Source organism: uncultured Sulfitobacter sp., from assembly GCF_947499945.1.
GTDB lineage: Bacteria > Pseudomonadota > Alphaproteobacteria > Rhodobacterales > Rhodobacteraceae > Sulfitobacter.
Genome location: NZ_CANMQD010000012.1, coordinates 1 through 24,304, shown reverse-complemented (window position 1 = coordinate 24,304; position 24,304 = coordinate 1). Strand labels below are relative to the sequence as shown.

General features: G+C 54.3%; 27 protein-coding genes. 15 read left to right on the top strand and 12 right to left on the bottom strand.

Annotation, left to right across the window (positions count from 1 at the left end; translation table 11 throughout):
• A partial coding sequence (locus Q0775_RS19675) for a hypothetical protein (RefSeq protein WP_298865255.1) occupies positions 1–388 on the bottom strand: 388 nt, incomplete at its 3' end.
• 225 nt (positions 389–613) lie between these two features.
• On the opposite strand from Q0775_RS19675, the gene Q0775_RS19670 reads away from it, so the two are divergent.
• From Q0775_RS19670 to Q0775_RS19630, 9 genes are all read left to right on the top strand, one after another.
• Positions 614–925: a mobilization protein gene (locus tag Q0775_RS19670; protein ID WP_298865252.1), complete on the top strand. Its 312-nt coding sequence runs from the start codon at positions 614–616 to the stop codon at positions 923–925.
• Positions 925–2,577, top strand: a complete 1,653-nt coding sequence (locus Q0775_RS19665) for a type IV secretory system conjugative DNA transfer family protein (RefSeq protein ID WP_298865248.1) — start codon at positions 925–927, stop codon at positions 2,575–2,577. The genes Q0775_RS19670 and Q0775_RS19665 overlap by 1 nt, the downstream gene beginning before the upstream one ends.
• Before the next feature lie 18 nt (positions 2,578–2,595).
• Complete coding sequence (locus tag Q0775_RS19660; protein ID WP_298865246.1) at positions 2,596–3,159, top strand: hypothetical protein; 564 nt, start codon at positions 2,596–2,598, stop codon at positions 3,157–3,159.
• Positions 3,160–3,488: 329 nt separating this feature from the next.
• Positions 3,489–4,484: a replication initiator protein A gene (locus tag Q0775_RS19655; protein WP_298865244.1), complete on the top strand. Its 996-nt coding sequence runs from the start codon at positions 3,489–3,491 to the stop codon at positions 4,482–4,484.
• On the top strand, positions 4,481–4,630 hold the full coding sequence (locus Q0775_RS19650) for a hypothetical protein (RefSeq protein WP_298865241.1): 150 nt from the start codon (positions 4,481–4,483) through the stop codon (positions 4,628–4,630). Before Q0775_RS19655 ends, Q0775_RS19650 begins: the two co-directional genes overlap by 4 nt.
• Positions 4,631–4,634: 4 nt before the next feature.
• Complete coding sequence (locus tag Q0775_RS19645; protein WP_298865239.1) at positions 4,635–5,303, top strand: ParA family protein; 669 nt, start codon at positions 4,635–4,637, stop codon at positions 5,301–5,303.
• A 445-nt stretch (positions 5,304–5,748) separates the two neighbouring features.
• Positions 5,749–6,789, top strand: a complete 1,041-nt coding sequence (locus tag Q0775_RS19640) for a hypothetical protein (protein WP_298865236.1) — start codon at positions 5,749–5,751, stop codon at positions 6,787–6,789.
• A gap of 130 nt (positions 6,790–6,919) precedes the next feature.
• On the top strand, positions 6,920–7,705 hold the full coding sequence (locus tag Q0775_RS19635) for an AbiJ-NTD4 domain-containing protein (RefSeq protein WP_298865233.1): 786 nt from the start codon (positions 6,920–6,922) through the stop codon (positions 7,703–7,705).
• On the top strand, positions 7,702–8,556 hold the full coding sequence (locus tag Q0775_RS19630) for a hypothetical protein (protein WP_298865230.1): 855 nt from the start codon (positions 7,702–7,704) through the stop codon (positions 8,554–8,556). The genes Q0775_RS19635 and Q0775_RS19630 overlap by 4 nt, the downstream gene beginning before the upstream one ends.
• A 13-nt stretch (positions 8,557–8,569) precedes the next feature.
• Here Q0775_RS19630 and Q0775_RS19625 read toward each other — a convergent pair whose 3' ends face one another.
• On the bottom strand, positions 8,570–8,983 hold the full coding sequence (locus Q0775_RS19625) for a hypothetical protein (protein WP_298865227.1): 414 nt from the start codon (positions 8,981–8,983) through the stop codon (positions 8,570–8,572).
• Positions 8,984–9,443: 460 nt separating this feature from the next.
• Between Q0775_RS19625 and Q0775_RS19620 the strand changes: the two genes are divergently transcribed.
• The 4 genes from Q0775_RS19620 to Q0775_RS19605 are packed head-to-tail and all read left to right on the top strand — an operon-like array spanning position 9,444 to position 10,919.
• Positions 9,444–10,073 carry a tyrosine-type recombinase/integrase gene (locus Q0775_RS19620; RefSeq protein ID WP_298865224.1) on the top strand — a complete coding sequence of 210 codons (630 nt, stop codon included), beginning with the start codon at positions 9,444–9,446 and terminating at the stop codon, positions 10,071–10,073.
• A 3-nt stretch (positions 10,074–10,076) separates the two neighbouring features.
• Positions 10,077–10,325: a WGR domain-containing protein gene (locus Q0775_RS19615; protein ID WP_298865221.1), complete on the top strand. Its 249-nt coding sequence runs from the start codon at positions 10,077–10,079 to the stop codon at positions 10,323–10,325.
• A 52-nt stretch (positions 10,326–10,377) separates the two neighbouring features.
• A complete protein-coding gene (locus Q0775_RS19610; protein ID WP_298865218.1) occupies positions 10,378–10,626 on the top strand; it encodes a type II toxin-antitoxin system ParD family antitoxin in 249 nt (82 codons plus the stop codon).
• Positions 10,623–10,919 (top strand): type II toxin-antitoxin system RelE/ParE family toxin, encoded by a 297-nt coding sequence (locus Q0775_RS19605; RefSeq protein WP_298865216.1) that lies wholly within the window; start codon positions 10,623–10,625, stop codon positions 10,917–10,919. Before Q0775_RS19610 ends, Q0775_RS19605 begins: the two co-directional genes overlap by 4 nt.
• Before the next feature lie 66 nt (positions 10,920–10,985).
• Here Q0775_RS19605 and Q0775_RS19600 read toward each other — a convergent pair whose 3' ends face one another.
• From Q0775_RS19600 to Q0775_RS19565, 8 genes are all read right to left on the bottom strand, one after another.
• Positions 10,986–11,702, bottom strand: coding sequence for a SprT family zinc-dependent metalloprotease (locus Q0775_RS19600; protein WP_298865211.1), 717 nt, complete (start codon positions 11,700–11,702; stop codon positions 10,986–10,988).
• The gene (locus Q0775_RS19595; RefSeq protein WP_298865208.1) at positions 11,699–14,908 is read right to left on the bottom strand and encodes an HsdR family type I site-specific deoxyribonuclease; all 3,210 of its coding nucleotides are present in this window, start codon (positions 14,906–14,908) and stop codon (positions 11,699–11,701) included. The genes Q0775_RS19600 and Q0775_RS19595 overlap by 4 nt, the downstream gene beginning before the upstream one ends.
• On the bottom strand, positions 14,905–15,744 hold the full coding sequence (locus Q0775_RS19590) for a DUF3800 domain-containing protein (RefSeq protein ID WP_298865206.1): 840 nt from the start codon (positions 15,742–15,744) through the stop codon (positions 14,905–14,907). Before Q0775_RS19590 ends, Q0775_RS19595 begins: the two co-directional genes overlap by 4 nt.
• Positions 15,741–16,991 (bottom strand): restriction endonuclease subunit S, encoded by a 1,251-nt coding sequence (locus Q0775_RS19585; protein WP_298865203.1) that lies wholly within the window; start codon positions 16,989–16,991, stop codon positions 15,741–15,743. Before Q0775_RS19585 ends, Q0775_RS19590 begins: the two co-directional genes overlap by 4 nt.
• On the bottom strand, positions 16,984–18,504 hold the full coding sequence (locus Q0775_RS19580; RefSeq protein ID WP_298865200.1) for a type I restriction-modification system subunit M: 1,521 nt from the start codon (positions 18,502–18,504) through the stop codon (positions 16,984–16,986). The genes Q0775_RS19585 and Q0775_RS19580 overlap by 8 nt, the downstream gene beginning before the upstream one ends.
• 58 nt (positions 18,505–18,562) lie before the next feature.
• On the bottom strand, positions 18,563–18,766 hold the full coding sequence (locus tag Q0775_RS19575) for a hypothetical protein (RefSeq protein ID WP_298865198.1): 204 nt from the start codon (positions 18,764–18,766) through the stop codon (positions 18,563–18,565).
• A gap of 109 nt (positions 18,767–18,875) precedes the next feature.
• The gene (locus tag Q0775_RS19570) at positions 18,876–19,547 is read right to left on the bottom strand and encodes a restriction endonuclease subunit S (protein ID WP_298865195.1); all 672 of its coding nucleotides are present in this window, start codon (positions 19,545–19,547) and stop codon (positions 18,876–18,878) included.
• 295 nt (positions 19,548–19,842) lie between these two features.
• Positions 19,843–20,727 carry a zincin-like metallopeptidase domain-containing protein gene (locus Q0775_RS19565; RefSeq protein WP_298865193.1) on the bottom strand — a complete coding sequence of 295 codons (885 nt, stop codon included), beginning with the start codon at positions 20,725–20,727 and terminating at the stop codon, positions 19,843–19,845.
• Positions 20,728–21,236: 509 nt separating this feature from the next.
• Here Q0775_RS19565 and Q0775_RS19560 point away from each other — a divergent pair.
• Both Q0775_RS19560 and Q0775_RS19555 read left to right on the top strand, forming a co-directional pair.
• Complete coding sequence (locus Q0775_RS19560) at positions 21,237–22,079, top strand: hypothetical protein (RefSeq protein ID WP_298865191.1); 843 nt, start codon at positions 21,237–21,239, stop codon at positions 22,077–22,079.
• Between the two features lie 132 nt (positions 22,080–22,211).
• A complete protein-coding gene (locus Q0775_RS19555; protein WP_298865188.1) occupies positions 22,212–22,421 on the top strand; it encodes a helix-turn-helix transcriptional regulator in 210 nt (69 codons plus the stop codon).
• A gap of 44 nt (positions 22,422–22,465) precedes the next feature.
• Here the strand turns inward: Q0775_RS19555 and Q0775_RS19550 are convergent, their stop codons facing one another.
• Both Q0775_RS19550 and mobQ read right to left on the bottom strand, forming a co-directional pair.
• Complete coding sequence (locus Q0775_RS19550; protein WP_298865186.1) at positions 22,466–22,747, bottom strand: hypothetical protein; 282 nt, start codon at positions 22,745–22,747, stop codon at positions 22,466–22,468.
• Between the two features lie 33 nt (positions 22,748–22,780).
• Complete coding sequence (gene mobQ, locus Q0775_RS19545) at positions 22,781–24,028, bottom strand: MobQ family relaxase (protein ID WP_298865183.1); 1,248 nt, start codon at positions 24,026–24,028, stop codon at positions 22,781–22,783.
• Positions 24,029–24,304: the final 276 nt, after the last annotated feature.

Here is a 24,304-nt window from a genome sequence, read left to right as displayed (position 1 = left end):
CGGTCCACTGGACCTCTGAGACACGGGCTTGCAGAGAACACCCCACAACCTGCCCAGCCTCTTGGTGGGCGGCAGGATGTGGATTGTTCTTTGCGGTTTGCGACCAGCGAACCTGCCTTGTGTTGGCACCGACAGGTCCGACAACACAAGGCTCCCGAAACGGAGACGCCATCGTCAGACCGGCCCCCAGCGTGGGGCATCGGTCGAGACGCTGGTGCGAGGGTTCGGGATGCGCTCCAACCGCCAAGGTTGGTCTGGAAAGGTCTGGAAGGGGCAACGCGCCCTTCCATGTCGCGGCGGTACGCAGCGAAGGGGTTGGCCATCGGCTGGGGGTTCCCCCCAAGAGGATCGCACGCAAATCTCGAAACCGCAGGTGGAGAGTTTGCATAAGTGCGCCCTTCACTGTTTCTCAGCTCAGGGTTTGCACACAACGGCATCCATTCAAGTCCAAACCTCTCCCCTTGCCCTTTCTTGCGGACAACCGCCGATTGTAAGTGCTACGTTTGCCATGTTCCGCCGAAAGACAGGCCCCAAGCTAGTGTTGGTTGTTTTCGGGTGCGGATGGTAAATCCTTCAACCATAACGTGAACCACGGCAAAGGCGGACTCGCGATATGGCGGACACAGAACTGGAACGGGCCGAGAAACGGTTTGCCCAGGCCAAGGCGCGGCTTCAGGGCATTCGCAATCGGGAGGCCACCAAACAACGCAAAATGGATACACGGCGCAAAGTGATCCTGGGCGGTGCGCTGATTGATCTGGCAGAACGGGATAGTAACGCTGCAGCGATGCTGGATCGGTTGGTGCGCAACCTGCCTCGCGCTCAGGATCAGAAAGCATTCGCGGGTTGGGAAAAGCCGAGGTCATCCCCCTCCCCTACTCCGCCGTCTGCCGCGTCTGACCCTGACACCGATGGTGCGTCCTGATGCAGGGATTGATGCGCGTCTTTGGCGGTTTGTTCCAGTTCTTCGGTCGGCTGATCTTCACGCCCATTTTGTTCGGGTGGCTGATCGGGGCCATGTGCCTGGGCGCGATGATCGGGTCACTTATTGCCACACCGTTCGTCTTCGCCTTCTTCGATCAGGAGCCGGGCGAAAGCGCATGGCAGTGGCTGGTGTTTGGTCCCTTCATGTTTGTAGGTTCTGTCTTTGGGTTTCAGTATTGGCGCATGGCCTCCGGGGCCGATGCCTTCTTCGGGGTGAACCGCGACAGCCACGGCTCGGCGCGCTTTGCCAACCGCAAGGAGCTGAAGAAACTGGAACGCGCGGACGGTCTGCTTATCGGGCGCAATCCGCACACTGGGCGGTTGCTGCGCTATGACGGTCCCGCCCACCTGATCACCCTCGCCCCGACACGCGCCGGGAAAGGCGTCGGCACCGTCATCCCGAACTTGCTGGCGGCAGAGCGCTCGGTCCTCGTCATCGACCCCAAGGGCGAGAATGCCCGGATCGCCGGGGAAGCAAGGCGGCGCTTCGGAACGGTTCATGTCCTCGATCCCTTTGAGGTCTCCGGAATGCCCTCTGCGGCCTACAACCCGCTCGACCGGCTGACACCGGGCAGCCTCGATCTGGGCGAGGATGCGGCCTCCCTGACAGAAGCGCTGGTGATGGACCCGCCGGGACAGGTTTCGGAAGCGCATTGGAACGAAGAAGCCAAAGCCATCCTTGGTGGACTGATCATGTTCTGCGTCTGTCACGAGGACCGCAACCGGCGCTGTCTTGCCACCGTCCGGGAATATCTCACCCTGCCCCCGGATCGGCTGCGGGCGCTGCTGGAGCTGATGCAGGACAGTGATGCGGGGGGTGGGTTAATCGCCCGCGCCGCCAATCGGTTTTTGGGCAAAGCGGACCGCGAAGCCGCCTCTGTCATGTCGAACGCGCAACGCCACACGCATTTCTTGGACAGTCCTCGAATTGCCAAAGTTCTGTCACGGTCGGATTTCCACTTCTCGGACCTGCGTCACCGGATCACGTCGGTGTTTCTGGTACTGCCACCCAACCGTATGGACGCCTACAGCCGCTGGCTGCGCCTTCTGGTCTCTCAAGCGCTCCAGGACATTGCTCGGGACGCTGAAGCCTCTGTGGGCGCTCAGGGGACCTCTCAGCGCCTCAAGACGCCTACGTTGTTCCTTCTGGACGAGTTCGCGGCTCTGGGGCGTCTGGAGGCTGTGGAACGCGCTATGGGGCTGATGGCAGGGTATGGTCTCCAGCTCTGGCCCATTTTGCAGGACATGAGCCAGCTCAGGGACCTCTACGGTGAACGTGCCGGAACCTTCATCGCCAATGCCGGGGTGCAACAGGTCTTCGGGGTGAATGATTTTGAAACGGCGAAGTGGCTGAGCCAGATGATGGGCCAGGAAACCACCGGCTACCAGACTGACAGCTACAAGCCGGGCGATAATCCCAGCTTCAGCAACAACCTCACGGGGCGCGATCTGCTAACCCCCGATGAAATCATGCAGCTCCGCCCGGAAAACCAGCTCCTGCGCGTCCAGGGGCAAGCCACGGCGGTCGCCCAAAAGCTGCGCTACTACGCCGACCCCGAATTCAAGGGGCTGTTTGTCCCGCAGGACCAATGATCCAAAGGATGACCCGCCATGACCGACACGCCTGACCCAGACCAGCCCGACCTCCCTGCCCTCTCCGATGATGAGCTGCGCGAAACGCTCGATCTGATGGCCACGGCGGTCGCAAGCATGTCCAATCGGATCGACGGCCTGACGAAGGTTGCAAACAAACAGATCGAAGTTTCGACGGAAGCACGGATCGCAGCCTTCGCCGCCAGGGAACAGACTAACCCGGAAAAATATGGCGAGCTGATCGGCCAGACCGTCGATGGTGGTATTGCTGACAGCCTCAAACGTTTGAACAAAGCGGCTGGGGTTCTGCTCGACAGCGCTGAAAGATCAAGCGCATCGTTCCAGGAAACCACGACACAACATTCGAACACGCTGCGTCTCATTCAGGAATTGCGTGAAAAACAGCAAAGCGACAGGCGCTGGCTTCCATGGGTAGGTCTGGGCGGTGTCGTTCTGGCTCTTGTGCTGACGGTTGCGCTTCCTCGTTTCTTAGCCAGCAACGCTTCCACCTGCGCTGTCCTTGGAGCGTCGTGGACAACGACAACCACAGGTGTTGATGCGTGCGTGTTCTACGCGGAGTGATTCTTACGATTCATGGTCTGCTAGAAAATTTGTATGAGCCTGTGTGACAATAGTAATCAACCTTCTTGTGTTAAATATGAGTTAATATATGGGTTACGTACTTTTTGAGGGCAGTTTTATTGTTCTTAAACAAAGCACTATAATTGTGTGTGGTGTGTGATAGCACGTCCAATAGTGTGTGGTAACACGAAATATGGTGTGTATTAGCACGTTTCTGCTTGCTGGTGTGTCATAACACGAAAGAACTTGACTCGGTGTGCAATAACACGAATTTAGGGTGTATGGTGGGTAATAACACGAAAGCACGGTCTCCTCTCCTCCCGGACCGAATGCAGCAAGGCGATTTCTTCGTCTGCGATATCTTTGATGCTGCTCCTAAGGGCGATATGGCATCAATGGAGCATCCTGTGTTCTCGATCTCGACAAAGCCGGACAAGAATATCCGTCGATATGAGAATGGTGCCGTTTTTGTTGAAGTTGTTCCTTCAGTCAAAGGACTGGCAACAGTCTATGACCGTGACATCCTGATATTCTGTATTTCTCAAGTGATTGCGGCTTTGAATGATGGTCGAGAGGTCAACCAGACAATACGCTTCAAGGCGTTTGACCTACTTACCTCAACGAACAGAGGCACTGATGGACGCGGCTATGAGCAGCTCAGAGCCGCATTTGAGCGGCTTTCCGGGACTCGCATTGCCACAAACATCACGACGGCAGACACGGAAGTACTAGATGGCTTCGGTCTGATCGACCGCTACCGTATCGTTCGGGAAACCCGAGATGGCCGGATGCAGGAAATCGAAGTCAAGCTATCGGATTGGGTGTTCAATGCCATCAACGCTCGTGAAGTTCTCACGCTCAGCCGGAACTATTTCCGGCTTCGAAAGCCGTTGGAACGCCGTCTTTACGAGATTGCGCGTAAGCATTGTGGATATAAGCAGCGTTGGGCAATCGGCCTGACTAAGCTCAAGGACAAATGTGGCTCCTACTCCACTGACAAAGAGTTTAAACGCCTTATTTCTAAGATCGTTGCGGAGGATGTCGCTCACGACCACATCCCTGACTACAGCCTTCGTCTTGAGGGTTCTCAGGCTGTATTTTATTCCCGTGGCTCGGTCCCTACCCCCCAAGAAGACGTGTTCGAGGGGCGGCTTGAACCAGATGCGTACGATGCGGCACGGGAAGCTGCTCCTGGCTGGGATACCCGGCATCTGGAGCATGAGTGGCGTCGTTGGTGCGGTAAAGAAGAGATTGAGCCGAAACACCCGACTAAGCACTACATCAAGTTTTGTGAGAGCTGGTTTGAGAAAAGGGGTCGCCCATGACCAGATTTAATACCGGTTACGGAAATAAATCCGGTATGCTATTTAATCCGGGTAATGGAAATAAATCCGGTACGAGAAAAATAACTGGTATTGAATTTAATACCGGTCACGGATACGTTTCCGGTAAGAAAAATAAAGCAGGTTAGTTAAATGCCGGTCATCGTAATGGCGAGCCCTAAGGGCGGAGTTGGAAAGTCTACTTGTGCAGTTCTGCTGGCATCAGAGTTCGCTCGGATGGGCGCTGATGTGACTGCCTTGGATTGTGATCCGAACAAGTCTCTTACACGTTGGGCATCCCACGGACTGCCTAAGGGCGTCACTCTTCACAGCGATATTGGGCGTTCAGAGATTGTGGCCACAATCAAAAATGCGGACGGGGACGGTAAGATCGTGATCGTAGATCTTGAAGGCGTAGCTTCACAATTGGTGAGCCGTGCCATTTCGCAGGCTGATCTAGTCATCGTGCCGATGCAGCCCACCGCGTTAGATGCCGAGATTGGATCGGAGGCACTAGCGCTTGTCAAAGAAGAGGAAGAAGCCCTTAGCCGAACGATCAAACACGCGGTCGTTCTGACAAAGACAAGCGCTGCGGTGAAAAGCCGGGTACAGAAAGAACTCGAAAACCAATTGCGCGGGGCAGGGATCGACATGATCGAACCGTCCCTCGTAGCCCGCGCGGCGTTCTCGGAACTCTTTGCCTATGGCGGTGACCTTACATCGATGTTGAACAACCCTGAGATTGTGACTGGCGGCAAGGTGGACAAGGCCTTGTTGAACGCCACGGCATTTACGGAGGCAGTGTATGAGCGGCTCAAATAGACTAGCAGGCCTCACCGCACGACCTAAGGACACAGGTCCAGCAGAAGTGCGGAAGGTTGATGAAGTGGGTGAGGCTCGCGGTTTTGTTGATCGTACGCCACGGAAAAAGCCGGGGCGTAAACCTAGCCCGAGGACGCACCAATTGCACCCCAAAGTTTTCCCTAGGGTAGGGGAGGCCATAGCCGCCGAAGCTGAAAAACAGGGGATTACGCAAGGCCAACTGATAGAACAGTTATGGGAGCGTTATGAGAAGTCTGAAAAAGACTAAGATCTTATACCACCTTCAGATTTGCTCTGCGTTCGTCGGGAGGCCAAATCGCTGATCATAAGATCACACGCCTCGACGAGCTGACACCCTGGCGTTATGGTGCTCAAGCAGCATAACTGCAATTGCAGGCACCGTGCCAGAGCGCCTTCACTGGACGGGCACTGAAGGAGTGGTTCCATGTTGGGTATTTCAAAGGCAATTCTGGACTTGGTGCAGTTTGGCCACCAAGTGAAATCCGGTGCTAATACGACCCGCCTTCTCGAAGAGTTGAATGCGACGGCCAAATCTATGGACAATAATATGGGAAAGATTCTCATAGCACAGGAAGAATCAAAGATTTCGATACCGATGCCCGTCCATCCAACACTTACTACCCAAAGCGAGCGAGCTGCTGCTCTCGCGGAAAGTGCCGCGAGCAGAGGCTTGGAAGCAAAAAGTGCAATTCGATCGGCGAAACGAAAATTCGATATTCACCTGAGCACTGCCAAAGAAATGGTGGTTTCGATGTCCGTTTCCGATATGGAAGATCAACCAATTGAGCCAATTCAAAACGTAATCCAAGACTACAAAGTCGTTAGCAACAAGATCTTTGGAAAATTGGGACGTTTTCAAGCTATTTCCGATACTGAAATGCTCATCGTCCACTCATTGACCTTAGACAATGGATGGGTCGTCATTCTTCAAGAAGGAGACTACTCAAAGAATGCAATCTTCGACCCCAAAGATCAGAGAATAATATATCAAGATATTTTTGGTTTGACCAAAACCACAGGAAAATTCACGATCTCAAAATTTTTCGGAAAAGATTGTTCAACGGCAAACTATTCTACCGGAAGAGGACTCGGCGGATCGGTATACCCGGCCACAGAAACAGAAAGCTACTACTTCGCTGAAAACTTACTTGAAGATCATGAAAGCGTGGTCGGAGTTACAACTGCTCGCAATGAAGAAGAAGACTTCGTTGACAATTACGAAGGCGAGTTTAGCGCGAAAATTTTGGAACGCCTGAACTTTTCTGGTGAAGATGGGTACGTTGCTGAGCTAGCTCGTAACGGCTATGGCATTCGAACGATAACAGGCAAAAACTCATTTTGGTGGCAGAAGGGTAAGTTCGAAGATGGCTCCCCTCACGGATTTGGGGTGACCAGCGACTCGAAACGTGGGGAGCAACTGATTCAATACTCCGGCGGTGTAGAGGTAATGCGCCAAGATCGATAAGATCGAAGCGCTTAACCAGCCAGATTCACCACCACGTACAACAGAAAGCGGGAGGCCAAAACCAGACCCGCACATAGCGCCAGCACCACGGCGTTCTGACAATAGCTACAAGCCGTGAGACATTATTCTGATGACCTTTTCGAAACGAAATAATTTTGCGTCAACGCCGCCCATCACGATCCGAACCGATGCACCAGACGGATTACGATATGCTGTTATCCAGACTGCATACGATTGTGGCCCAAACTACAGCCAAATCCGCTCGGTCGTATGCCGCGTCCTCCTCACAGCGCCTGATCAAAGTAACTGGAGCGAAGTTCCGAATATCCGTGATGAGGTGCTTTACGAAATCAATCACTGTGACTGGTACAAGGTCTATGATGTCGCAGAGGCGTTGCTCGGCCAGATAGAAAATACTCACGGGTACGATGCTGCTGTCGAATTTGCTAACGCAATGAACTCATTCTTCATCGAAGCAGGGATCGGCTGGCAGTTCGTTCCAAACGAGGGTATCGTGTATCGTGGCGATGAACCCTTCCAAGTGACAACTGCTGATGCTGCAAAGAGTTTACAAGATAGCGGGCGAAACAACGCCAGCTCTGAAATCGAGGAAGCCATCCGGGATATCTCGCGCCGACCCGACCCGGATATCACGGGAGCGATCTCCCACTCAATGGCAGCGGTGGAATGCGTGGCGCAGGACATTTTGGGATCAAGCAATACCCTCGGCAAGATCGCCGGTCACCTGAACCTGCCAAAACCCTTGGACGAAGCTGTTAGCAAACTTTATGGGTTTGCTTCCCAGCACGGGCGGCACGTCAACGAACAAAGTAGGCCGACCCCAGAGGATGCAGAGCTGCTGGTGCAAGTGTCCTGCGCAGTCTGTGCGTACTTGGTGAAGAAGCAACAACCGTGACAGAAGATACGGCATATAGAAGAGCAACCCCGGTCTGGCGAAGTTGGCCCTTTTTAGTTGGCTACTGCCTAACAACCTTCTTTATTATATTCTGGCTAGTGATCGCATCTACAGCTCCATCCGCAACTGAAGAATGTATCACGAATTTCTGCGTTTTCTGGCGCTCAACCCCCAACGAGGTTGGCGATACGTTTGCAGGTCTATTTGGATCTCTCGCATTTGTATGGATCATTGTTACTGTGCTGGTTCAAGGCTTGGAACTGCGCGAACAACGATTAGAGATAAAGGCCAGTAGGGAAGCTCAGGAAGCACAAGCCCAATCGCTCAACCTGCAAGCCGCTATCCTGATGAACCAAAATATTGCTTTGCAAGAACAAAGGCATGACACATTTATCGAAGCCTTATTTGCATCAATCAAACAGTCGGTGAACGATCTTAAAGGTCCTTTGATGACTTGGGAGATTCAATTCCAGGACGGCGAGGGAAACCTTGTAAAGAAAGAGCTTAAACCCTTTGAGATCGATATAATTGAGGAGCAGAGATTCTTACGATTTTCTTCTAACTTGTTGGATGCTAGATTAAGTATCACGTTGGGTGGTTTCTGGACGGCAGACCAGCACGATCCAGAAACGGTAGAAATTCTACGTAAACCGCCACGCACACACGTTCATCGTGGGTTACTAGAGTACCTTGAGCGCGTCCTCGAAGAAAAGGAGAAATGCTCGCTTCAAATGCAACTTGAAGTTCAACGGATGGCTATTTTTCAGTTCGAACGCGAATTTAAAAAGCTGCTCGAAATAGATGACTATTGGGGCGACGACTTCGACCCAATGGACCACTACCCCATTTGAGATCTAGCATCGTTCATTGTCCATGAAAAATTTGGACCAGTAGATCACCGTAACCCCACTGGAGAGTAGCGACCCCTATTCCGATCAACTCAAGTGATGCCAGTAGGTACCTTTGTCTCCATGTGAATTTTTCAGCCGCCTCATACCAAGAAACTTGTGCAGCACGGTATTTCGTGGCGGAACCATGAATTTCTGCTTCAGATTTTGCCTTTGCTTTTTGTCGCACAAGAGATTTGATCCTCTCACTCTCAAGTTTCTCAACGTTTACGCGTGAATAAGCGAGTAAAAGAAGCCAAGAAAATACACCGAATGAACCTAGTCTCTGAAACGCATCTCCATCACCGTTATAAATGGTGAACATTGAAAATATGAGCCAAGAGAAAATTGATCCGACGACTAAACATGCGGCGGCTACGACGGTAATCATTCGAAATCTTTGTCTCATGCCCACTCCACTAATCCCGGTCTGTCAACTTCTCAATCATTTTGGCGATACCCTGCAGCGCTTTACGGTCATTTCACCCTCCGCCATCATGCCCTCCTGATCGTGTTCGGGCTTACGCCAAAAATGCGAGCCACGTTGTCTTGCCGGAGCTGGTGCCGCCGGAGAACAGGATATTCTACTTCGCTTGCGTCGCCAAACGCAGCCACGTTAAAGGAGCGTTTTGCAATTACTTTGGCAACAACCGGCTTCGCGAGTTCGGTTGTCGCAGTACGCCCAAGAACAATCCATCGGGCGTCATGCGAGCTTTATTCTAAAAGCTCGCATGAATACGCAGGCCAAAATCCAACGAAACTTGAGTAAAGCGCCACATCGCACAACATGCTACTTTTATCATGCACGGTTTATGGGTATATTTACACAATAAGCTTGCAAGGATTTGTAGATGCCGACTGCACCTGAGACCACCTGGAACAAAGGCCGTGTCGTGGGCAAAAAGCCACCGCTGACGACCGACCAAGTTGCGCTGATACGAATGATCCTAGGCCAGGAACGCGCGCTGCGCGATCTGGCGTTGTTCAACACTGCACTTGATACGAGCTTTAGGGGCTCGGATCTCGTGCGGCTGCGGGTCTCGGACGTGGCAACCCCGGCAGGGGTCCGCGAGATCGTCGAGATCCGCCAGAAGAAAACTGAAAACCGCAATGCGCGCCCAGTCCAAGCGCGGTTGTCGGCAGGGACGCGCGACAGCCTGCGTGCTTATCTTACCGCCTCTGAAAAGCAGACGCATGCATGGTTGTTCACGGGGCAGGGGGCAAGGTGGTCCCACACCCATCTCAGCGAAAGCCAGCTCTGGCGGTTGTTTAAATACTGGCTTGAAAAGGCCCGCCTCGACCCCAGTCTCTACGGACTGCATTCGCTGCGCCGGACCTTCCCAACGCACATCTATCAGCAGACCGGCAACCTGCGCGCGGCCCAGCTCTTGCTCGGCCACGCCAGTATTGAAAGCACCAAAGAATACATTGGCACCGAACAGGCCGAAGCCCTCGAAATCGCGCGCAAGTATCATCTTTGAGCCATGCAGACCTATCTCGAAAAGCGTCAGCCTGCTCACAATGTCTCCCGGTTTTACCGGATGTCCGTCATGCCAAACCTATTTGGTGAATGGACGCTTCTTCGGGAATGGGGTCGCATAGGGCAGGGCGGGCAGGTCCGGATGGATTGGTTCTCGGATGAAGGCCAAGCCGTTGCGGCTCTGATCACACTGGAAGCCTCCAAGCGTCAGCGGGGCTATTGGGTAGAGCCTCAACAGCTGGCAATGTTGTAGACACTAGCAAAGATACCAAATATTGGTATATTGTTTGAAAAGGAGATGCATCATGCCCCGCAACACATCCGTCTCATTAGGAGATCACTTTGCTAACTTCATCGACGCGCAAGTCGGGGAAGGTCGCTATGGATCAGCAAGCGATGTTGTCCGCGCAGGTTTGCGCCTTCTTGAAGAGCATGAAGCGAAGGTAAAAGCGTTGCAGGATGCGCTGATCGCTGGCGAACAATCTGGCGAGCCCAAACCATTCGATTTTGACGGATTTATTGCACGAAAAACAGCGGAAGCTCAGGCGCATTGACGGGATATATTCTATCCCCAGCGGCAGAATCTGATGTCAACGACATCTGGGATTACACCGTCGAGCGATGGGGAGTCCGACAAGCTGCAAGCTATGTGGGTGATATTAGGGATGCTTGCGCCGCTCTTTCCCAGGGAACGCATGTGAGCCGCCCTGTCACAGTCCGCGATGGTTACCACAAAGCGATCGTGGGAATGCATATGGTTTATTTCCGGCGCACAAATGACACGACAATTGTCGTTGTGCGTATTCTGCATCAAAGTATGGATGTGGAGCGGCACTTGCAGGGATAGCGGCCAGATACTGGACGGTTATATACACTTACTGGAGCGGCACAAAAACGTGACAGGTCCAAACAGCTACGCGAGTTGTCTTTCGAGCTTGAGTTTACGAGCCTCCCAATCTGGCATGACGCGCCTCAAGAGGTCAAAGAAGGCGGGGCCATGATGGGGGTGCTCGATATGACACAGCTCATGGGTAATCACATAGTCGATAGCCTCTATAGAGGCCCCAACCAAGGCACGATTGAGCACCAAATTCTTCCTGCCGGTCATCGACCCCCACCGAAAGCTCAGTTCACGAATAATGATGCCATTTGGGACGACTTTCCCAGGGTTGGAAAAGCACCCTCGGCAGACATCCAGACGTTCGGCAAATTTGATCTGGGCGCGCTGTAACATCCACTCCCGCACAAGCTCACGGGTGTGGGTGGCTCGGCTTGGCCTCGTACTCCAAACCATAAGCTGACCGCGCTGCATTTTTACGGTGTTCTGGATACCCGGGATCACCTTGAGCTTGTACTGGCGACCTAAGTAGAGGTGGGTTTCCCCTCCGATATAGAGACGGTCAGGCGTTTTTGGCTGGAATTGGTCATAGTAGCGAAGCTGCTTGCATATCCAGGGTGCGCGCTTGCGCACTTTTTCGATGATACGTTCGGCACTCGCGTCTTCGGGCGCGACGACCTCGACCTGTTGGTCGGGCAAAACGCTTATCGAGAGTGTTTTCCGAGCTCGCCTCACAACAGAAAAGCGGATTGTTTCGCTGCCGAAGCTGGCCTCAAGAACCTCGGCGATCATCCGGGAAACCTTGCCCGTGCGATATCCATGATCCGCTGTTCGATGTCGTCGAGAAGGTCGAGCGGGATGTCGATATCCTTTTCGTCGCGTACAACATCGAAGAAGTAGTCGTCGATGGCATTGCGCATTTTGTTCTGCGCCATCTCGTTCGACCAGACATCGACGATGTGGTTTTCCTTCACAATCCCAATAATTGATTGCGCGATATCTGCGGTTACAGCGTCCTCAACACCACCGTTGATCTCCTTCAGGATCCGCTCAAGAACTCCAAAAATGGCTTGCGCATCCCTATCACCCTTAATCGTGTCCGGCATGTCGCGACCATAATCACGGCGGGCTACGCGCCCTGCCAATTCCACAACTGTCTTGAGGTAGTCCTTCTCCGAAATACGCTTCTCGCGGTAATCTCGGATTGTGTCCGCCAACAATTCTGAAAATTGCCTATAGAAGGAAGGATCTTCCTCCATTTTCTCGGTGATCGTGCGCTTTGTTGCGCTCGCGATCCGATCCGCCTTTGAGGCGGCCGTGGTGCTTTCCTCTTCAATCACAGCGTTCAATGCACCCGGATCATTTATGTTCACCAAATCGATGACGATTTCAGCTGGTTTGGCCGTGACGTGATCGTCGAGCAATTTTTGAATCTTGGGTTCGAACTCCTTCATATCGACGGTTTCCTGATAACGGAGTTGAACCGACCGCTTCAGCTCCGAGAACGCCTTCCAATCCTTCGTGAAGGTGGTCACTGCCTTTTCATCAAACACGTCATAAAGCTTTTCGGATGACAGCGAAATGTGCAGGCAACGACCATAATCCTTCAGCCTTGCATAAAAATCTTGCCGTGCCGCATCATCCGCCAAGAGTTGCTCGAACTGCTCCATATCCTTCTTGTTTCGAACTGTCTTAAAGACATCCCAAAGCTGATCGTGCAGCTGAGGCAACTTGCGGATTTCCTCACGAATGTCATGCAGCGAGCCCACCACATCATCGGTATCGAAGCCCTCGAAAGCGCTATAAGTCGTCAGCGCTTTATCAAGCTCGCCAAGGAGCCCTTCATAATCGACGATGAAGCCAAACTGCTTCTCTGTCTCGTCGTCCTCATAGAGGCGATTTACACGCGCGATGGCCTGAAGGAGGTTGTGCTCGCGTAGCGGTTTGCAGACATAGAGCACCGTGTTGCGCGGCGCGTCGAAGCCAGTGAGCAGCTTCGAGACTACGATCAGAATTTCCGGATCACCAGAACCTTTGAACGCGCTGATGACGTGCCGATTGTACTCATCCTCGCTTTTATGCTTGCTCATCATTTTATCCCAGAACTTGCGAACCAAGTCCTTAGATTCCTGGTCGACCTCCTCATTTCCCTCCTTGTCGTCAGGGGCGGAGATCACAATTGCACTTGTGACATGGCCGATCTCGTCCAACACCTCCTTGAAACGCACGGCGGCGGCTTTGGAAGGCGCTACCAGCTGCGCCTTAAAGCCTGTGCCCTGCCAGTATTGCCGAAAGTGCTCAGAGATATCGAATGCTTTCGCGCGGATCGCCTGCCCCGTCTTCGAAAGCACGTCCATTCGCGAGAACTTACGTTTGAGGTCCGCTTTCTGCTTTTCCGTCAGACCATCGCTGATTTTGTCGAACCAGGTATCAACGACATCGCCACTCACCTGTTGCTCGACCATGCGGCCTTCATAAAGCAGGGGCACAACCGCTTCGTCCTCAACCGCCTGATCAATCGTATATTTGTGGATCAACCCTCCGAAGGTATCGAGAGTGTTCTTGTCTTTCTTCAGGAGCGGCGTACCAGTAAAACCGAGGTAGCAAGCATTCGGCAGCAGACGGCGCATCTTCAGGGCAAATTTGCCGTGGCCACCGTAGCGGCCAGTCTGGCTGCGGTGGCTCTCGTCCACCAAGACAAAGATATCGGCACTTTCGTCCTTGAAGTCGCCCGCCTTCATTGCGGTATCAAACTTGTTGATGATCGTCGTGATCAGGGGAGTCTTGTTCGTTATCAACTCGATCAGGTTCGAGCCCGTCGCGGCCCGGACCGGCTCAAGGTCGCATGACCTGAAGGTCGCTTTAATTTGCTTGTCCAGATCATCTCGATCCGTGACGATCAGGATACGCGGATTCTTTACGTCCTTGTCGAGGGCAAGCGCTCGTCCAAGCATCACCATCGTCAGGCTCTTCCCTGAGCCTTGCGTATGCCAGATCACCCCGCCTTTGCGGCGGCCTTCGACGTCCAAGCCCTTCAGGCGTGCAAGTGCAGTTCGGATACTAAAGAATTGCTGATGGCGAGCAATCTTCCTCACCCCGCCATCAAAGACCGTGAATCGACGCACAAGATCAAGGAGACGTTCAGGGCGGCAGAGCGCATAGATGGCTCGATCCTGTTCACTAATCGATCTCTCTCCTCCTGCTGCCAGCTCTTCAAAAAAGGCGCGCGCATCTGCCAGATCACCAGAAAAGACGGCGGTTTTTTCATCTGCCGATAGGGGATAGTTGATCGCTGCGGAAATATCCTTGTCCTGATCGTCCTCATCGCGCCAGATTTGCCAGAACTTGCGCTGCGTGCCCACAGTGGCATAGCGGGCTTCCTGTCTCTTCATACTCATGAGCAATTGCGCATAGTGGAAGAGCTGCGGGATGTTATCTTCGTTCTGATACCCGATCAGCTGGCTATCTGCTTTCTTCAGCGACTCTGTGGGGCGCTTATTTTCAATCACGATGAACGGGATACCGTTCACGAAGCAGACGATATCGCAGCGCCGCGTTGCAGTACTAGCCGTCCGCTCAACGCTCATTTCTGCCGTCACATGGAAGACGTTGTTCTCGGGGGTCTCCCAGTCGATGTACTTGAAGGAATAGCTCTTGCTGTCGCCTTCAATCGCTTTGGAGATCGTCGTGCCGAGAACCAAGAGATCATAGATGTCCTGGTTCGTTCCCTTCAGCCCCTTGAGCTTGTCAGGGGTTGGCTTGAGGCGGCGCAACGCTTCATGCGCATCTTCGAGGTCGAAGGCATAGCTCTTACCGCGAAAGCTATAGTTGTTGAGCTTCAGCATCTGCTCAATAACTATCTCATCGAGGATCACGCTGCGGGTTTTACCCCGCAACTGATTGATCTTCGCTTGAGACAACGGCTGAAATCCCAAGGCTACCAGAGTCTGGATCGCCGGTATTTGCGATTGATACTTTTCGGCGGGGTCGAAGGTCATAGCTGCCACCCTTCGTGTTTCGCCTCGTTAAAAAACTGGGTGCAGTGCACGTTTGGGACGCGACCAATTTTCTCGCGCGATCCCTCCAACATTGCGACCAAGCCCGCGTAGTAGGCCTGTTCGCCAACATAGGCTTCGGGAGAGTTCACCAATTCCAAATGCCGCCTATAAACGTAGGACAGCGCATCCGCGACCTGCACCAAAGACGAGTGATTAGATTTGATCGCAAAGGACGTGTTGATGATTTGATCAAAGCGGGTTTTGGGCGTCCGGGCCACCCAATCCGTTACGCCTCGTTTGCGCTTTTGGATTTGGTAGAGCCCGTCAAGCCAAGGATCGCAGTCATAGAGCGCGTCCGAGTAATTCGCCATCTCGACCTTATTGTCATCCATGATGACAACGGTCAGTCCCTTGCCGCCGCTGACACCCTGCATCTTTTTCTGCACAAGCGCGCTAGTGAACATTGCGGATGCAATCCAATAGCTGTTCCCGAACGGATGCCCGTGCCCACTGGCTACAGCCGCGTCGAAAGCTTCAAACGACAGACCAAAGCCGAAGACCTTGCCGCCATTGGCAACTGCAAGCTCGCAAACCTCAGACAAAAACTGCTTGCGCTCTCCAGCGTCGATATCTCGCCAAGCGCCAGCCCCATTGATAAATCGTTTTGTCTTCAGTTCTGTTCGCGCACCAGGATGGCGCGCGAACAGATTCTCAAGCTTGGCATCGAAGTCTGCCGTCTTCTTGCGCAGCTTGTAGGCATCTACCATTAAGCCGCACATAACGAAGACATCGCCTTGATCGCGGGCACCGCTTTCATCAACATAGATGAATTTCATGCCGTAGCCTTTTCGTTGTTTGAGACTTCGACACGCCATTCGCCTGTCAGAAGCTTCTGCATCAAGCCGCGCTTTTGGCCGGTCAGGGCAGCAATCTCCTCGTCCAGTAGCGAAAGCTCGCGCTTGGCTGTCGTTAGAGCTTGTGCGATGCGCTTCTGTTCCTCGATTGGCGGAACCGGCACTCGACAACTGAAGAAATCGTTGGAGTAGAGGTTGAGCAATCCATCGTTGCGAACACCCGAATTGATCAGGCGGGAAAGCTGATGGTTCAACGCACCTGCGGAGAAGAGGTGGTCATAGAACTCAGGATCAAGACCCGGCTTCAATGCGAAGCAATAGTAGACGAATGGGACAAGCGCGTCGTCACGATCGAGCCGGAACACGCAGCCATAAGGCGCTGTCTTTGAATTGCCTTTGTTGTAGGCGAACTCGCCTTCATGGAGGAGTGTGTAGCGCTCGACACTGCGCCCCGCCATGTTCCGAGCAAACTTGTCGGCTTGCATGAGGAACCCGGACTTCGCCGAGATCGTCATCACAGGATGATCACCGCCTGCACTCTTTCGCTTAACTGGGGTCGAGACCTCTGACAATGGTTTCCGTTGCCAATGATCAGGGAACGCCCCACCACATCCCATTGTAATTTGAGACAGCCCATCCAGCTGCCGCGCCTTCACCGCCCGCAGCGCATTGAGCTTTTCAAGTGCCTCGTCCCAAGTCAGTAGGATCGCAGCGATCTTGTGCTGTTCAGCCAAGGAAGGGACTAAAACTTCAACAGAGGCGAGGTCTGGTGCATGAATATGTACAACAGACTGCCCTTTACCCAACCGAGATTTTTGACGGACTACCGGATCAGAGTTTAAAACGTGTGCAAGGAAGACAGCGTTTTGCCCATGTCCTCTCAAGACGACGGTATCGCCTCCAACCCAAGCTTTCTCTTTTCCAGTATACGTTACAACTTTTCCAATTTCCTCCGCCGTTTCTCCAGAGGCGGCAAATACAATATCGCCTTGCTCCAAAGCGCGGGATTTCTCAGAAGCTGAAGGAGAAACTTTTGAAACAAGATGCTTCGTTACAGTCTCATACGTCGAGTAAATCTCTCCATATCGCAAGCATGGTAGCCCCTCATCACAAACGTCCGCGCGGGCGATTCCCTTCCCTTTTACAAAAAAGCCAAGATCGGCGAGTTGAACTTTTTGCCAAGCTTGCTTCGGCGGTAGCTCCGCAATTGTCAGTTCATATTCACGCATCAATTCCGAGCTCCTTCAGATAGCCTGTCATCTTCGCGCGTACGTCCGCCAACTCGCCCTCGATGCGCACGATGTCCGCCTGCACGGCGCCGACGTTGATCTCCTCCTCAGGTTCGAAGGTGTCCACGTAGCGCGGGATGTTCAGGTTATAGCCGTTCTCGGCGATCTTATCGGTGCTGGCGAGGTGGGAATACTTCTCGACCTCGGCGCGGGCTCTGTAGGTGTCGAGCACCCGCTTGATGTGAGAATCTTCATCCATCACGTTCTGGGCTTTGCCAGGCGTGAACTCCTTGCTGGCGTCGATGAAGAGCACGTCTTTACGATCTGCGTTCGCGCCGCCTTCCTCGCGGGAGCGATCAAAGATCAGAATGGCCACGGGGATGCCTGTGGTTGTGAAGAGGTTGGCAGGTAGACCAACAACAGCGTCGAGGAGGTTCTCCTCGATCAGCTTCTGACGGATTTTTCCCTCTGCCCCGCCTCGGAACAACACACCGTGTGGAACGATTACCGCCACACGGCCTGACTGACGCTTGGCGATCTCGATCATGTGGGTGATGAACGCATAATCACCCTTGGACTTGGGCGGGATGCCCCGCCAATAGCGGTTGTACTGATCGGTATCAGCGTCCTCTGCGCCCCACTTGTCGAGCGAGAACGGCGGATTCGCGAGGACGACATCGAACTTCTGAAGGTGGTCACCCTCGATCAGCGCGGGGCTGTTCAGAGTGTCACACCATTCTATGCGCGCGGCGTCTTTGGCGTGCAAAAACATGTTCATCCGTGCCAAAGCCCAGGTCGCGCCATTCACTTCCTGCCCATAGAGCGCAAAGTTGTCGGACCCGACCATTTCAGATGCCTTGATAAGCAGCGAGCCAGAACCGCAGGCTGGGTCGCAGATCGTGTTGCCATCCTTTGGCGCAGCAAGTTTTGCCAGCAAGCCGGAGACCGGAGCCGGTGTAAAAAACTCCCCGGCCTTCTTGCCCGCGTCTGAGGCGAAGCGGGAAATCAGGTAGATGTAGGTTTCGCCGATGATGTCTTCCTTCACCCGCGATGGTCGCAGATCGAGCGCGGGCTTGTTGAAGTCTTCGAGGAGATTTTTCAGGCGGCGGTTACGATCCTTGGTTCGGCCAAGGTTCGATTCCGAGTTGAAGTCGATGTTACGGAAAACGCCTTCCAGTTTGGTACGGTTCGCATCTTCGATCTTCTCAAGTGCGATGTTGATCAGCTCGCCAATATTGGGCTCGTTGCGCTGCTCGTAGATGTCGTAGAAGCTTGCGCCTTCCGGCAAGTAGAAGCGCTCTCGCTCCATGCGGCGACGAATACGGACGTCATCGTCACCGTATTGCTTGCGGTAGGTCTCGAAGTGGTCGTTCCAGTTGTCCGTGATGTACTTCAGGAACAACATCACTAGGATATAGTCCTTGTATTGCGCGGGATCGACCGCGCCACGGAAGGTGTCGCAAGCAGCCCATGCTGCGTTATTCACTTCTGCCTGTGTCAACTTATCGTTCATTTTCAAATCCTTTTTCGTCTCATGGTGGAGCGGGACACCTGCCCGCCCCAAATTTTTCTCAAATCACACCGCATGGCGGGCTAAACTCAGCGCGCAACTGGCGTTCGATCAGCATTCGATTTGCTTCATCAGCGTAAATTGCTGCGACGGACAGCTCTGCGTGCCCTTGGCCACGCCAACAAGGGGCACGGTTGTGGTTTGAAACGCGGTCACGGATGTTCTGCGATTCTCCGACATCGACCACGTTCCATGTGGCGGACATGCTCTTTCGACCCAGGATTACGTAAACACCTGAACGGGCCTGCAAGTTGTTTTGATTGCCGAAAGGACCGTCGGCATGGTAGCTGCTAATATTAATAGACATTGATCACCTATGGTTTTGTCTGTTGCGATTTGCCCGTGCTTTTCAAGGAGTCTTGGGCGTCGTTATGCCGGGCTTCATTGGCGTGAAGCTCGGCGTTCCGCACCTGTTGAAGCAGGGCGAATTTCGTAAATTTTCTTTTGGTATCAGCAAGTTCATGAAGGAGTTGAGTCTCAGCTGCGGATAGCGCATCGAGTTCGGTGATCATCCGCTGTATGGCGACATTTGGTATGTGAAGAGGAAGTGCTTCAAGGGCCTCTCGCGGTATCATCCGAAGCTTCGTACCGCGCGCAGTTAAGTCAAGGTGACGCTGCGCTTCATATTGATTGATTGACCAAGCGATGTATTCGGGAAGGAGGTCATCATCCTTTGGCTTGATGACCATCACTGGCAGCAACGCTATCGCAGTTTCACCCGCATTCCCTATGGCAATGCTGGCTGTATTGTTTTCTCCGCGAGAGCGGAACAGGACATCACCGGGCTTGACCAGATATCGGTCGAGCTTTCCGTCCAGGGCATATTTCCCCGCTACGCCTAGACTGACCTGCTCACCATGCAGGTCGCGCAGCTGGATCGCAGGAACGCCCTTCTCGGCGTCCTCTGTGAGGGCGGTTCTAGCGGCGTAGCCTGCTCGAATTTCGCAAGCCTCACCCAAAGTAATGTTTTTTATGCTGTAGCTCATGCTCATACAGATATAAAAAGGCGATGTGATTGTCAAGAAATTTTATTGTAGGTCTATCTACTGTATTTTTTGATATACAGCTACACCACCACTGTTCAGCCCCTCGCCCGATATACTCAAGCGTCCTTCCGGGCATTTCATGCCCGTCTGCGCGAAGCGCCGGACCTGTCGGCGAGCTGCCTTCAGGTTGCTTGCCGACAGGTCACCCTGAAACCGTCCATGGCCAAGATCGAACCACAACACGAAAGGCCCCCGCCTACTGACGGGGGCCTCGATCATTAGACTGTATGGGCCGTTACGCGACAGCCATCCGGTCGGCCTGCGCGGTGCGGGCCATGATGTAATCTACAGCCTTCTGTGCTTCGGACGCGGCGCGGAATATCGCGCGGCTGTCTTCTTTCATCGCCTCAAGCCATCCTTCGACATAAGCCGCGCTCTGGTCGAACTCAGGCTCCACCCCGATCTGCGCGCACAGCATACAGTTTCCGATCTCGGCGACCAGTTCTTCGAACGCATAGGCCTTTCGATCATTGAACCGGCCCAAACGGTCCAGCCGCTTTATCGCCCCTGTCCAGTGGGTCAGCTCATGCGCCAAAGTGCCATAATATCCTGCAGCCCTGTGAAAGGTTGCAATCAGCGGCATGTGGATGCGGTCGGTTTTGATGTTGTAATAGGCGCGCGGCTCCTCGGTCGCGTCGATCTGCGCGCCTGTCGCGGCAAAGAACGCCTCCAGCTCGGGGTCGGCCACGGTGCCAAGATCACGGGGCGGATCAGCCAGAATGTAGAATTCGGCGGGCAAATCCTCGATCTGGTCAGCGTTGAACACACGATAGGCACGGGCATAGGGAATCTGGCGCTCCTCGCCGTTCTCGTCCTCGCGCTCGACGGTGCCGTACTTCACGACAGTGGCGGATTTCTCGCCCTTGCGGACATGGCCCCCAAGCTGCTTGGCCTGATTGAATGTCATCCAACGGGCGGAGTTGTAGTCCTTGTCCATGGCAGTCGCCCAAAGCATCAGGATATTGATCCCGCGATAGGCTTCGCCGTTGAACCGTTCCGGCAAGCTGACCGATGCTTCGCCGCCAGTCCACGGCTTACGCCACGGGGGCGTCCCCGCCTCGATCTGCGCGACAATCTGATTGGTAACATGGGAATAAACGTCAAATTTCTCTTTGGTCATTTGTGACCCTCCTTGAGTGACGCGGTCGGGGTCTCTTGTCCCTTTCCGCCAATGGGCGGGCCTTCCTGTTCTGGTTTTTGGAATGCCCATGCATTCCGAAAGGCAGAGCAGGTAAGGGCAAAGCCCGTCCTGCGGCCTGGCGGGGCCGTGACAACTGGGTGGAGGGCGTGAATTTGGGAGGGAACCGCGCGCCTGCGCGTGGGAGGAACCGGAATTCTCAACCGGAACCGACGCCGCAGGCGGCGCTTGCCGGTTTTCTCGGACCTGACAGGATGGCAGGCGGATCAACAGGATTTGAAAACTGTCAGGGTTGGGGTGAGCGGGCATCAGCCCGTCGATCCGCTGCCCTGTCTATCGCTCAAAGCGAGACCGGCACACTGCCGGGATCACAGAATTTCGATAAAGACTATGCAAGAAGTGTATCCATTCACCATAGGGTCGCAGCGACTTGATCAAAAAGGATTTTCAATAGATGGTATGCGCTCAACCCAAACGCGAAAGAACCTACATTGTCGGCCCCGGACCCCAGAAAACAAAAAGCTTCCCGTTCCGTCATTGATCGTCTCTTTGAGGACGCTTCAAACGTGTGGGTGACGCACTATTCATGCGAAAGTTTCTACGACAGGACAGATGGTCGTTCGCCCAGAATTACCTCCATCGCGGTCAGAAAGCTCGATTCTGGTCAAACAGTATCGTTTTCGATCCACCAGATTGCAGAACTTGACGGAATTGATCTGTCAGGAATCACAGAACATTACGATGCGCTAGAAAGGAAGATGCTCGACGAATTCTTTGCACACGTGGGCAGCCATCGAGGTATGAAATACCTCCACTGGAACATGCGTGACATCAACTATGGGTTCGCTGCAATTGAACACAGGTATCGTGTTTTGGGCGGAGAGCCACATTTCATCATCCCAGATGAAAACAAATTTGATCTCGCCCGACTTCTGATCGACGTTTACGGTGTGGGCTACACTGGCCATCCCCGGCTGACCACATTGCTGGAAAAGAACAAGATTCAGCCTCGCGACTTCCTAAATGGCGCATCCGAAGCAGAAGCTTTTGAGCAAGGAAACTACGTTGGTCTGCACCAATCAACCCTACGCAAGGTCGATATGATCGCAAATATCGCGGGCCGTGCGCGGGACCGTTCGCTCAAAACCAATACCACTTGGTGGGAAATGCATGGCGGAAGGGTTCGCACGTTCATAAATTTTGCCGCCGAGAGCAGGCCATTCCAGCTGACTACTGGAGTGGCAAGCATCATCGGACTTATCATTGCTTTCCAGCCTGACCTACCCAGCACACTTTGGATAACAGCAACAAACTGGTTTGTACCGGGTCCATGAAATACGTCTCCCCCTGTCCTGTCTATCGCTCAAAGCGAGACCGGCACATTGCCGGGATCACAGGATCAGATTTCACCGAATGTGACATATATCGCGTGGCACCGACTATGGGCCACAGAGTAAAACCACGACATGAACCTTCGAGAACGCGTTGCAAAGAACATCATTGATTACCGCAAAAGCGTTGGTCTGAGTCAGGAAAACTTGGCGAAACGCTCAGGCGTAAGCCGCTCTCACTTGGGTAAGATCGAGAACGCACGGTATTCAATGAACATCGATACAATAGAAAAAATCGCCCGTGCCTTGGACGTTGAAGCAGATGTTCTGTTCGAGCCCCGATAGTTCAATATTGGGGGCTGCTCTTGAGCAACGGACTCTGACCCGGCTCATGAAGCCTGGGCATTGTGATCCGGCATTTCATCGAACAGGATCACGCGCCCGTCCCCTTCTTTCGGATGGTTGACCAGCACGAACGGCACATCCGCCCCGGCCTTCTCATAGATACAGCGGTATTTTAGCTTTCCGTCGAGCGGATCGCGCACCTGATCGTAGCGGTAGCTGTGTCCTATACCGTTCTCGATCCACGCCTCGACGCCTGCGCGGGTTACAAGGGACAGCGGCTCACCGTCCAACAATATCGTCTCGCCGACATTCATCACTTCATCCATCTTTCAATCTCCAATGCTTGTTTTCAACTTGGGTCAGTGACCGAGGCCACGGTCACGATCCACCTCTCTGTCGATCTCCTTCTCGCTCTCGACCTCCCGGTCTTTCTGCGGTTCGTCCTCGATCTCCAGCCGCTCACGCGGCTTGTTCAACACATCGTCAAGACGCTCGCGGATCGACGGTTTCTCGCCATCCTCCGGGCCCGCGTCCCGCTCGACTTCGCCATTCTTGTCGAGCGTCTCCCGCAACCGCTCCTGCGCAGAACGCTTCGGTTCTTCGTAACTTTGCACACCGCGTTCCGGCTCATCCCGCCCGGTGATCTGCACCAACCGCTCCCGGATATCGTCTGAGGCACGCGCGCCACGCTCTTTCGATGTCGCCGCCCTGAGTGCGGCCAGACCAGCTGAAACGCGCCCCTGCCCGGCCTCCCGCTCCGCACCATAAGTCTCCCGCGCCACATCCAAGCGCTCGCGCATTTCCTGAAACACCATCCGCGCTTGACGGGCCGCATGCACGACAGCCCCGCGTTCTGTGACCGGCACATATTCCCGCCCCTCACGCTCGGCTGCAGCCTTCTCGCGGCGCTCCATCGAGTTTGCTGCCGGTCCCAGCTTCAGCTCTGGATCACGGTCGAGCTCTTCGGCCTTCAGCTCGTCGCCTTTGTCCAGCGCGGCTTCCCGCTGCTTCTCAAGGGACCGGTGATCAACGCGCTCAACCTCCCCTGCCCGCTCCAATGCGCGGTTCTGCAGTTCGGCCCAGACACCGCGCATTTGCTCGATCTCAGCACCACCGGTTTTGGCGGAATCGAGAACGCGGGTTTTGGTTGTGAACCCCTCCGGTTCTAGCTGGCGGGTGGTGGTCAGAACATGCGCGTGGTGGTTACGCTGATCGCCCTCGCGGTTCGGCGCATGGATCGCGACATCGACAGCGACGCCGTAGCGGCTGACCAACTCCTCAGCAAACTGGCGGGTGATCTGCGACCGGTCCTCGGCGCTGATTTCTGACGGCAAAGACAGCTCCCATTCGCGAGCGGTAACGGCATTGCGGCGCGTTTCGCTTTCTTCGGCTGCGTTCCACAAAGCGGCGCGATCCTGCGCCCAGGACGGGGCAGTTTCGGGAGCGATGATAAAGGTCTCCTCGATGCCCTGCTTGCGGGTGTAGTCGTGGATGCGGCCCTCGCGCTGGCACTCGATGCGCTCGCCCGCACGGTAGGCTCCCGCTGCCGTCGCGGTGCGACCGGCGCTGCGTTTGATCGTCTTCACAGAGAGGTGGTAGCTTGCCATCAGCGCACCCTCTGACGAAGGCGGAAACGCGGTCGCAGTGCGCGCTCGCACCGCCGATCCGCGCTGCTGCTGACCCCGGCCAATGCGCCAACATTGGCTGTCAGGTCAGCCGTCTTTTCCCCGAAGGCCCGCGTGCTGGACCGGGGTGCCCGCGCCCCACAACGCTGGGGCCGGAGGGGAAAAGACAGCCCGTTCGAAGCGGTCCACTGGACCTCTGAGACACGGGCTTGCAGAGAACACCCCACAACCTGCCCAGCCTCTTGGTGGGCGGCAGGA

Bases quoted from the DNA above. Each gene is read 5' to 3' on its own strand.
- Q0775_RS19625 (WP_298865227.1), bottom strand. From the start codon at position 8,983: ATGATTACCGTCGTAGCCGCCGCATGTTTAGTCGTCGGATCAATTTTC.
- Q0775_RS19580 (WP_298865200.1), bottom strand. From the start codon at position 18,504: ATGAACGATAAGTTGACACAGGCAGAAGTGAATAACGCAGCATGGGCT.
- Q0775_RS19635 (WP_298865233.1), top strand. From the start codon at position 6,920: ATGACCTTTTCGAAACGAAATAATTTTGCGTCAACGCCGCCCATCACG.
- Q0775_RS19595 (WP_298865208.1), bottom strand. From the start codon at position 14,908: ATGACCTTCGACCCCGCCGAAAAGTATCAATCGCAAATACCGGCGATC.
- Q0775_RS19565 (WP_298865193.1), bottom strand. From the start codon at position 20,727: ATGACCAAAGAGAAATTTGACGTTTATTCCCATGTTACCAATCAGATT.
- mobQ (WP_298865183.1), bottom strand. From the start codon at position 24,028: ATGGCAAGCTACCACCTCTCTGTGAAGACGATCAAACGCAGCGCCGGT.
- Q0775_RS19645 (WP_298865239.1), top strand. From the start codon at position 4,635: ATGCCGGTCATCGTAATGGCGAGCCCTAAGGGCGGAGTTGGAAAGTCT.
- Q0775_RS19550 (WP_298865186.1), bottom strand. From the start codon at position 22,747: ATGGATGAAGTGATGAATGTCGGCGAGACGATATTGTTGGACGGTGAG.
- Q0775_RS19615 (WP_298865221.1), top strand. From the start codon at position 10,077: ATGCAGACCTATCTCGAAAAGCGTCAGCCTGCTCACAATGTCTCCCGG.
- Q0775_RS19555 (WP_298865188.1), top strand. From the start codon at position 22,212: ATGAACCTTCGAGAACGCGTTGCAAAGAACATCATTGATTACCGCAAA.
- Q0775_RS19670 (WP_298865252.1), top strand. From the start codon at position 614: ATGGCGGACACAGAACTGGAACGGGCCGAGAAACGGTTTGCCCAGGCC.
- Q0775_RS19590 (WP_298865206.1), bottom strand. From the start codon at position 15,744: ATGAAATTCATCTATGTTGATGAAAGCGGTGCCCGCGATCAAGGCGAT.
- Q0775_RS19570 (WP_298865195.1), bottom strand. From the start codon at position 19,547: ATGAGCTACAGCATAAAAAACATTACTTTGGGTGAGGCTTGCGAAATT.
- Q0775_RS19610 (WP_298865218.1), top strand. From the start codon at position 10,378: ATGCCCCGCAACACATCCGTCTCATTAGGAGATCACTTTGCTAACTTC.
- Q0775_RS19600 (WP_298865211.1), bottom strand. From the start codon at position 11,702: ATGATCGCCGAGGTTCTTGAGGCCAGCTTCGGCAGCGAAACAATCCGC.
- Q0775_RS19650 (WP_298865241.1), top strand. From the start codon at position 4,481: ATGACCAGATTTAATACCGGTTACGGAAATAAATCCGGTATGCTATTT.
- Q0775_RS19585 (WP_298865203.1), bottom strand. From the start codon at position 16,991: ATGCGTGAATATGAACTGACAATTGCGGAGCTACCGCCGAAGCAAGCT.
- Q0775_RS19640 (WP_298865236.1), top strand. From the start codon at position 5,749: ATGTTGGGTATTTCAAAGGCAATTCTGGACTTGGTGCAGTTTGGCCAC.
- Q0775_RS19660 (WP_298865246.1), top strand. From the start codon at position 2,596: ATGACCGACACGCCTGACCCAGACCAGCCCGACCTCCCTGCCCTCTCC.
- Q0775_RS19620 (WP_298865224.1), top strand. From the start codon at position 9,444: ATGCCGACTGCACCTGAGACCACCTGGAACAAAGGCCGTGTCGTGGGC.
- Q0775_RS19575 (WP_298865198.1), bottom strand. From the start codon at position 18,766: ATGTCCGCCACATGGAACGTGGTCGATGTCGGAGAATCGCAGAACATC.
- Q0775_RS19655 (WP_298865244.1), top strand. From the start codon at position 3,489: ATGCAGCAAGGCGATTTCTTCGTCTGCGATATCTTTGATGCTGCTCCT.
- Q0775_RS19665 (WP_298865248.1), top strand. From the start codon at position 925: ATGCAGGGATTGATGCGCGTCTTTGGCGGTTTGTTCCAGTTCTTCGGT.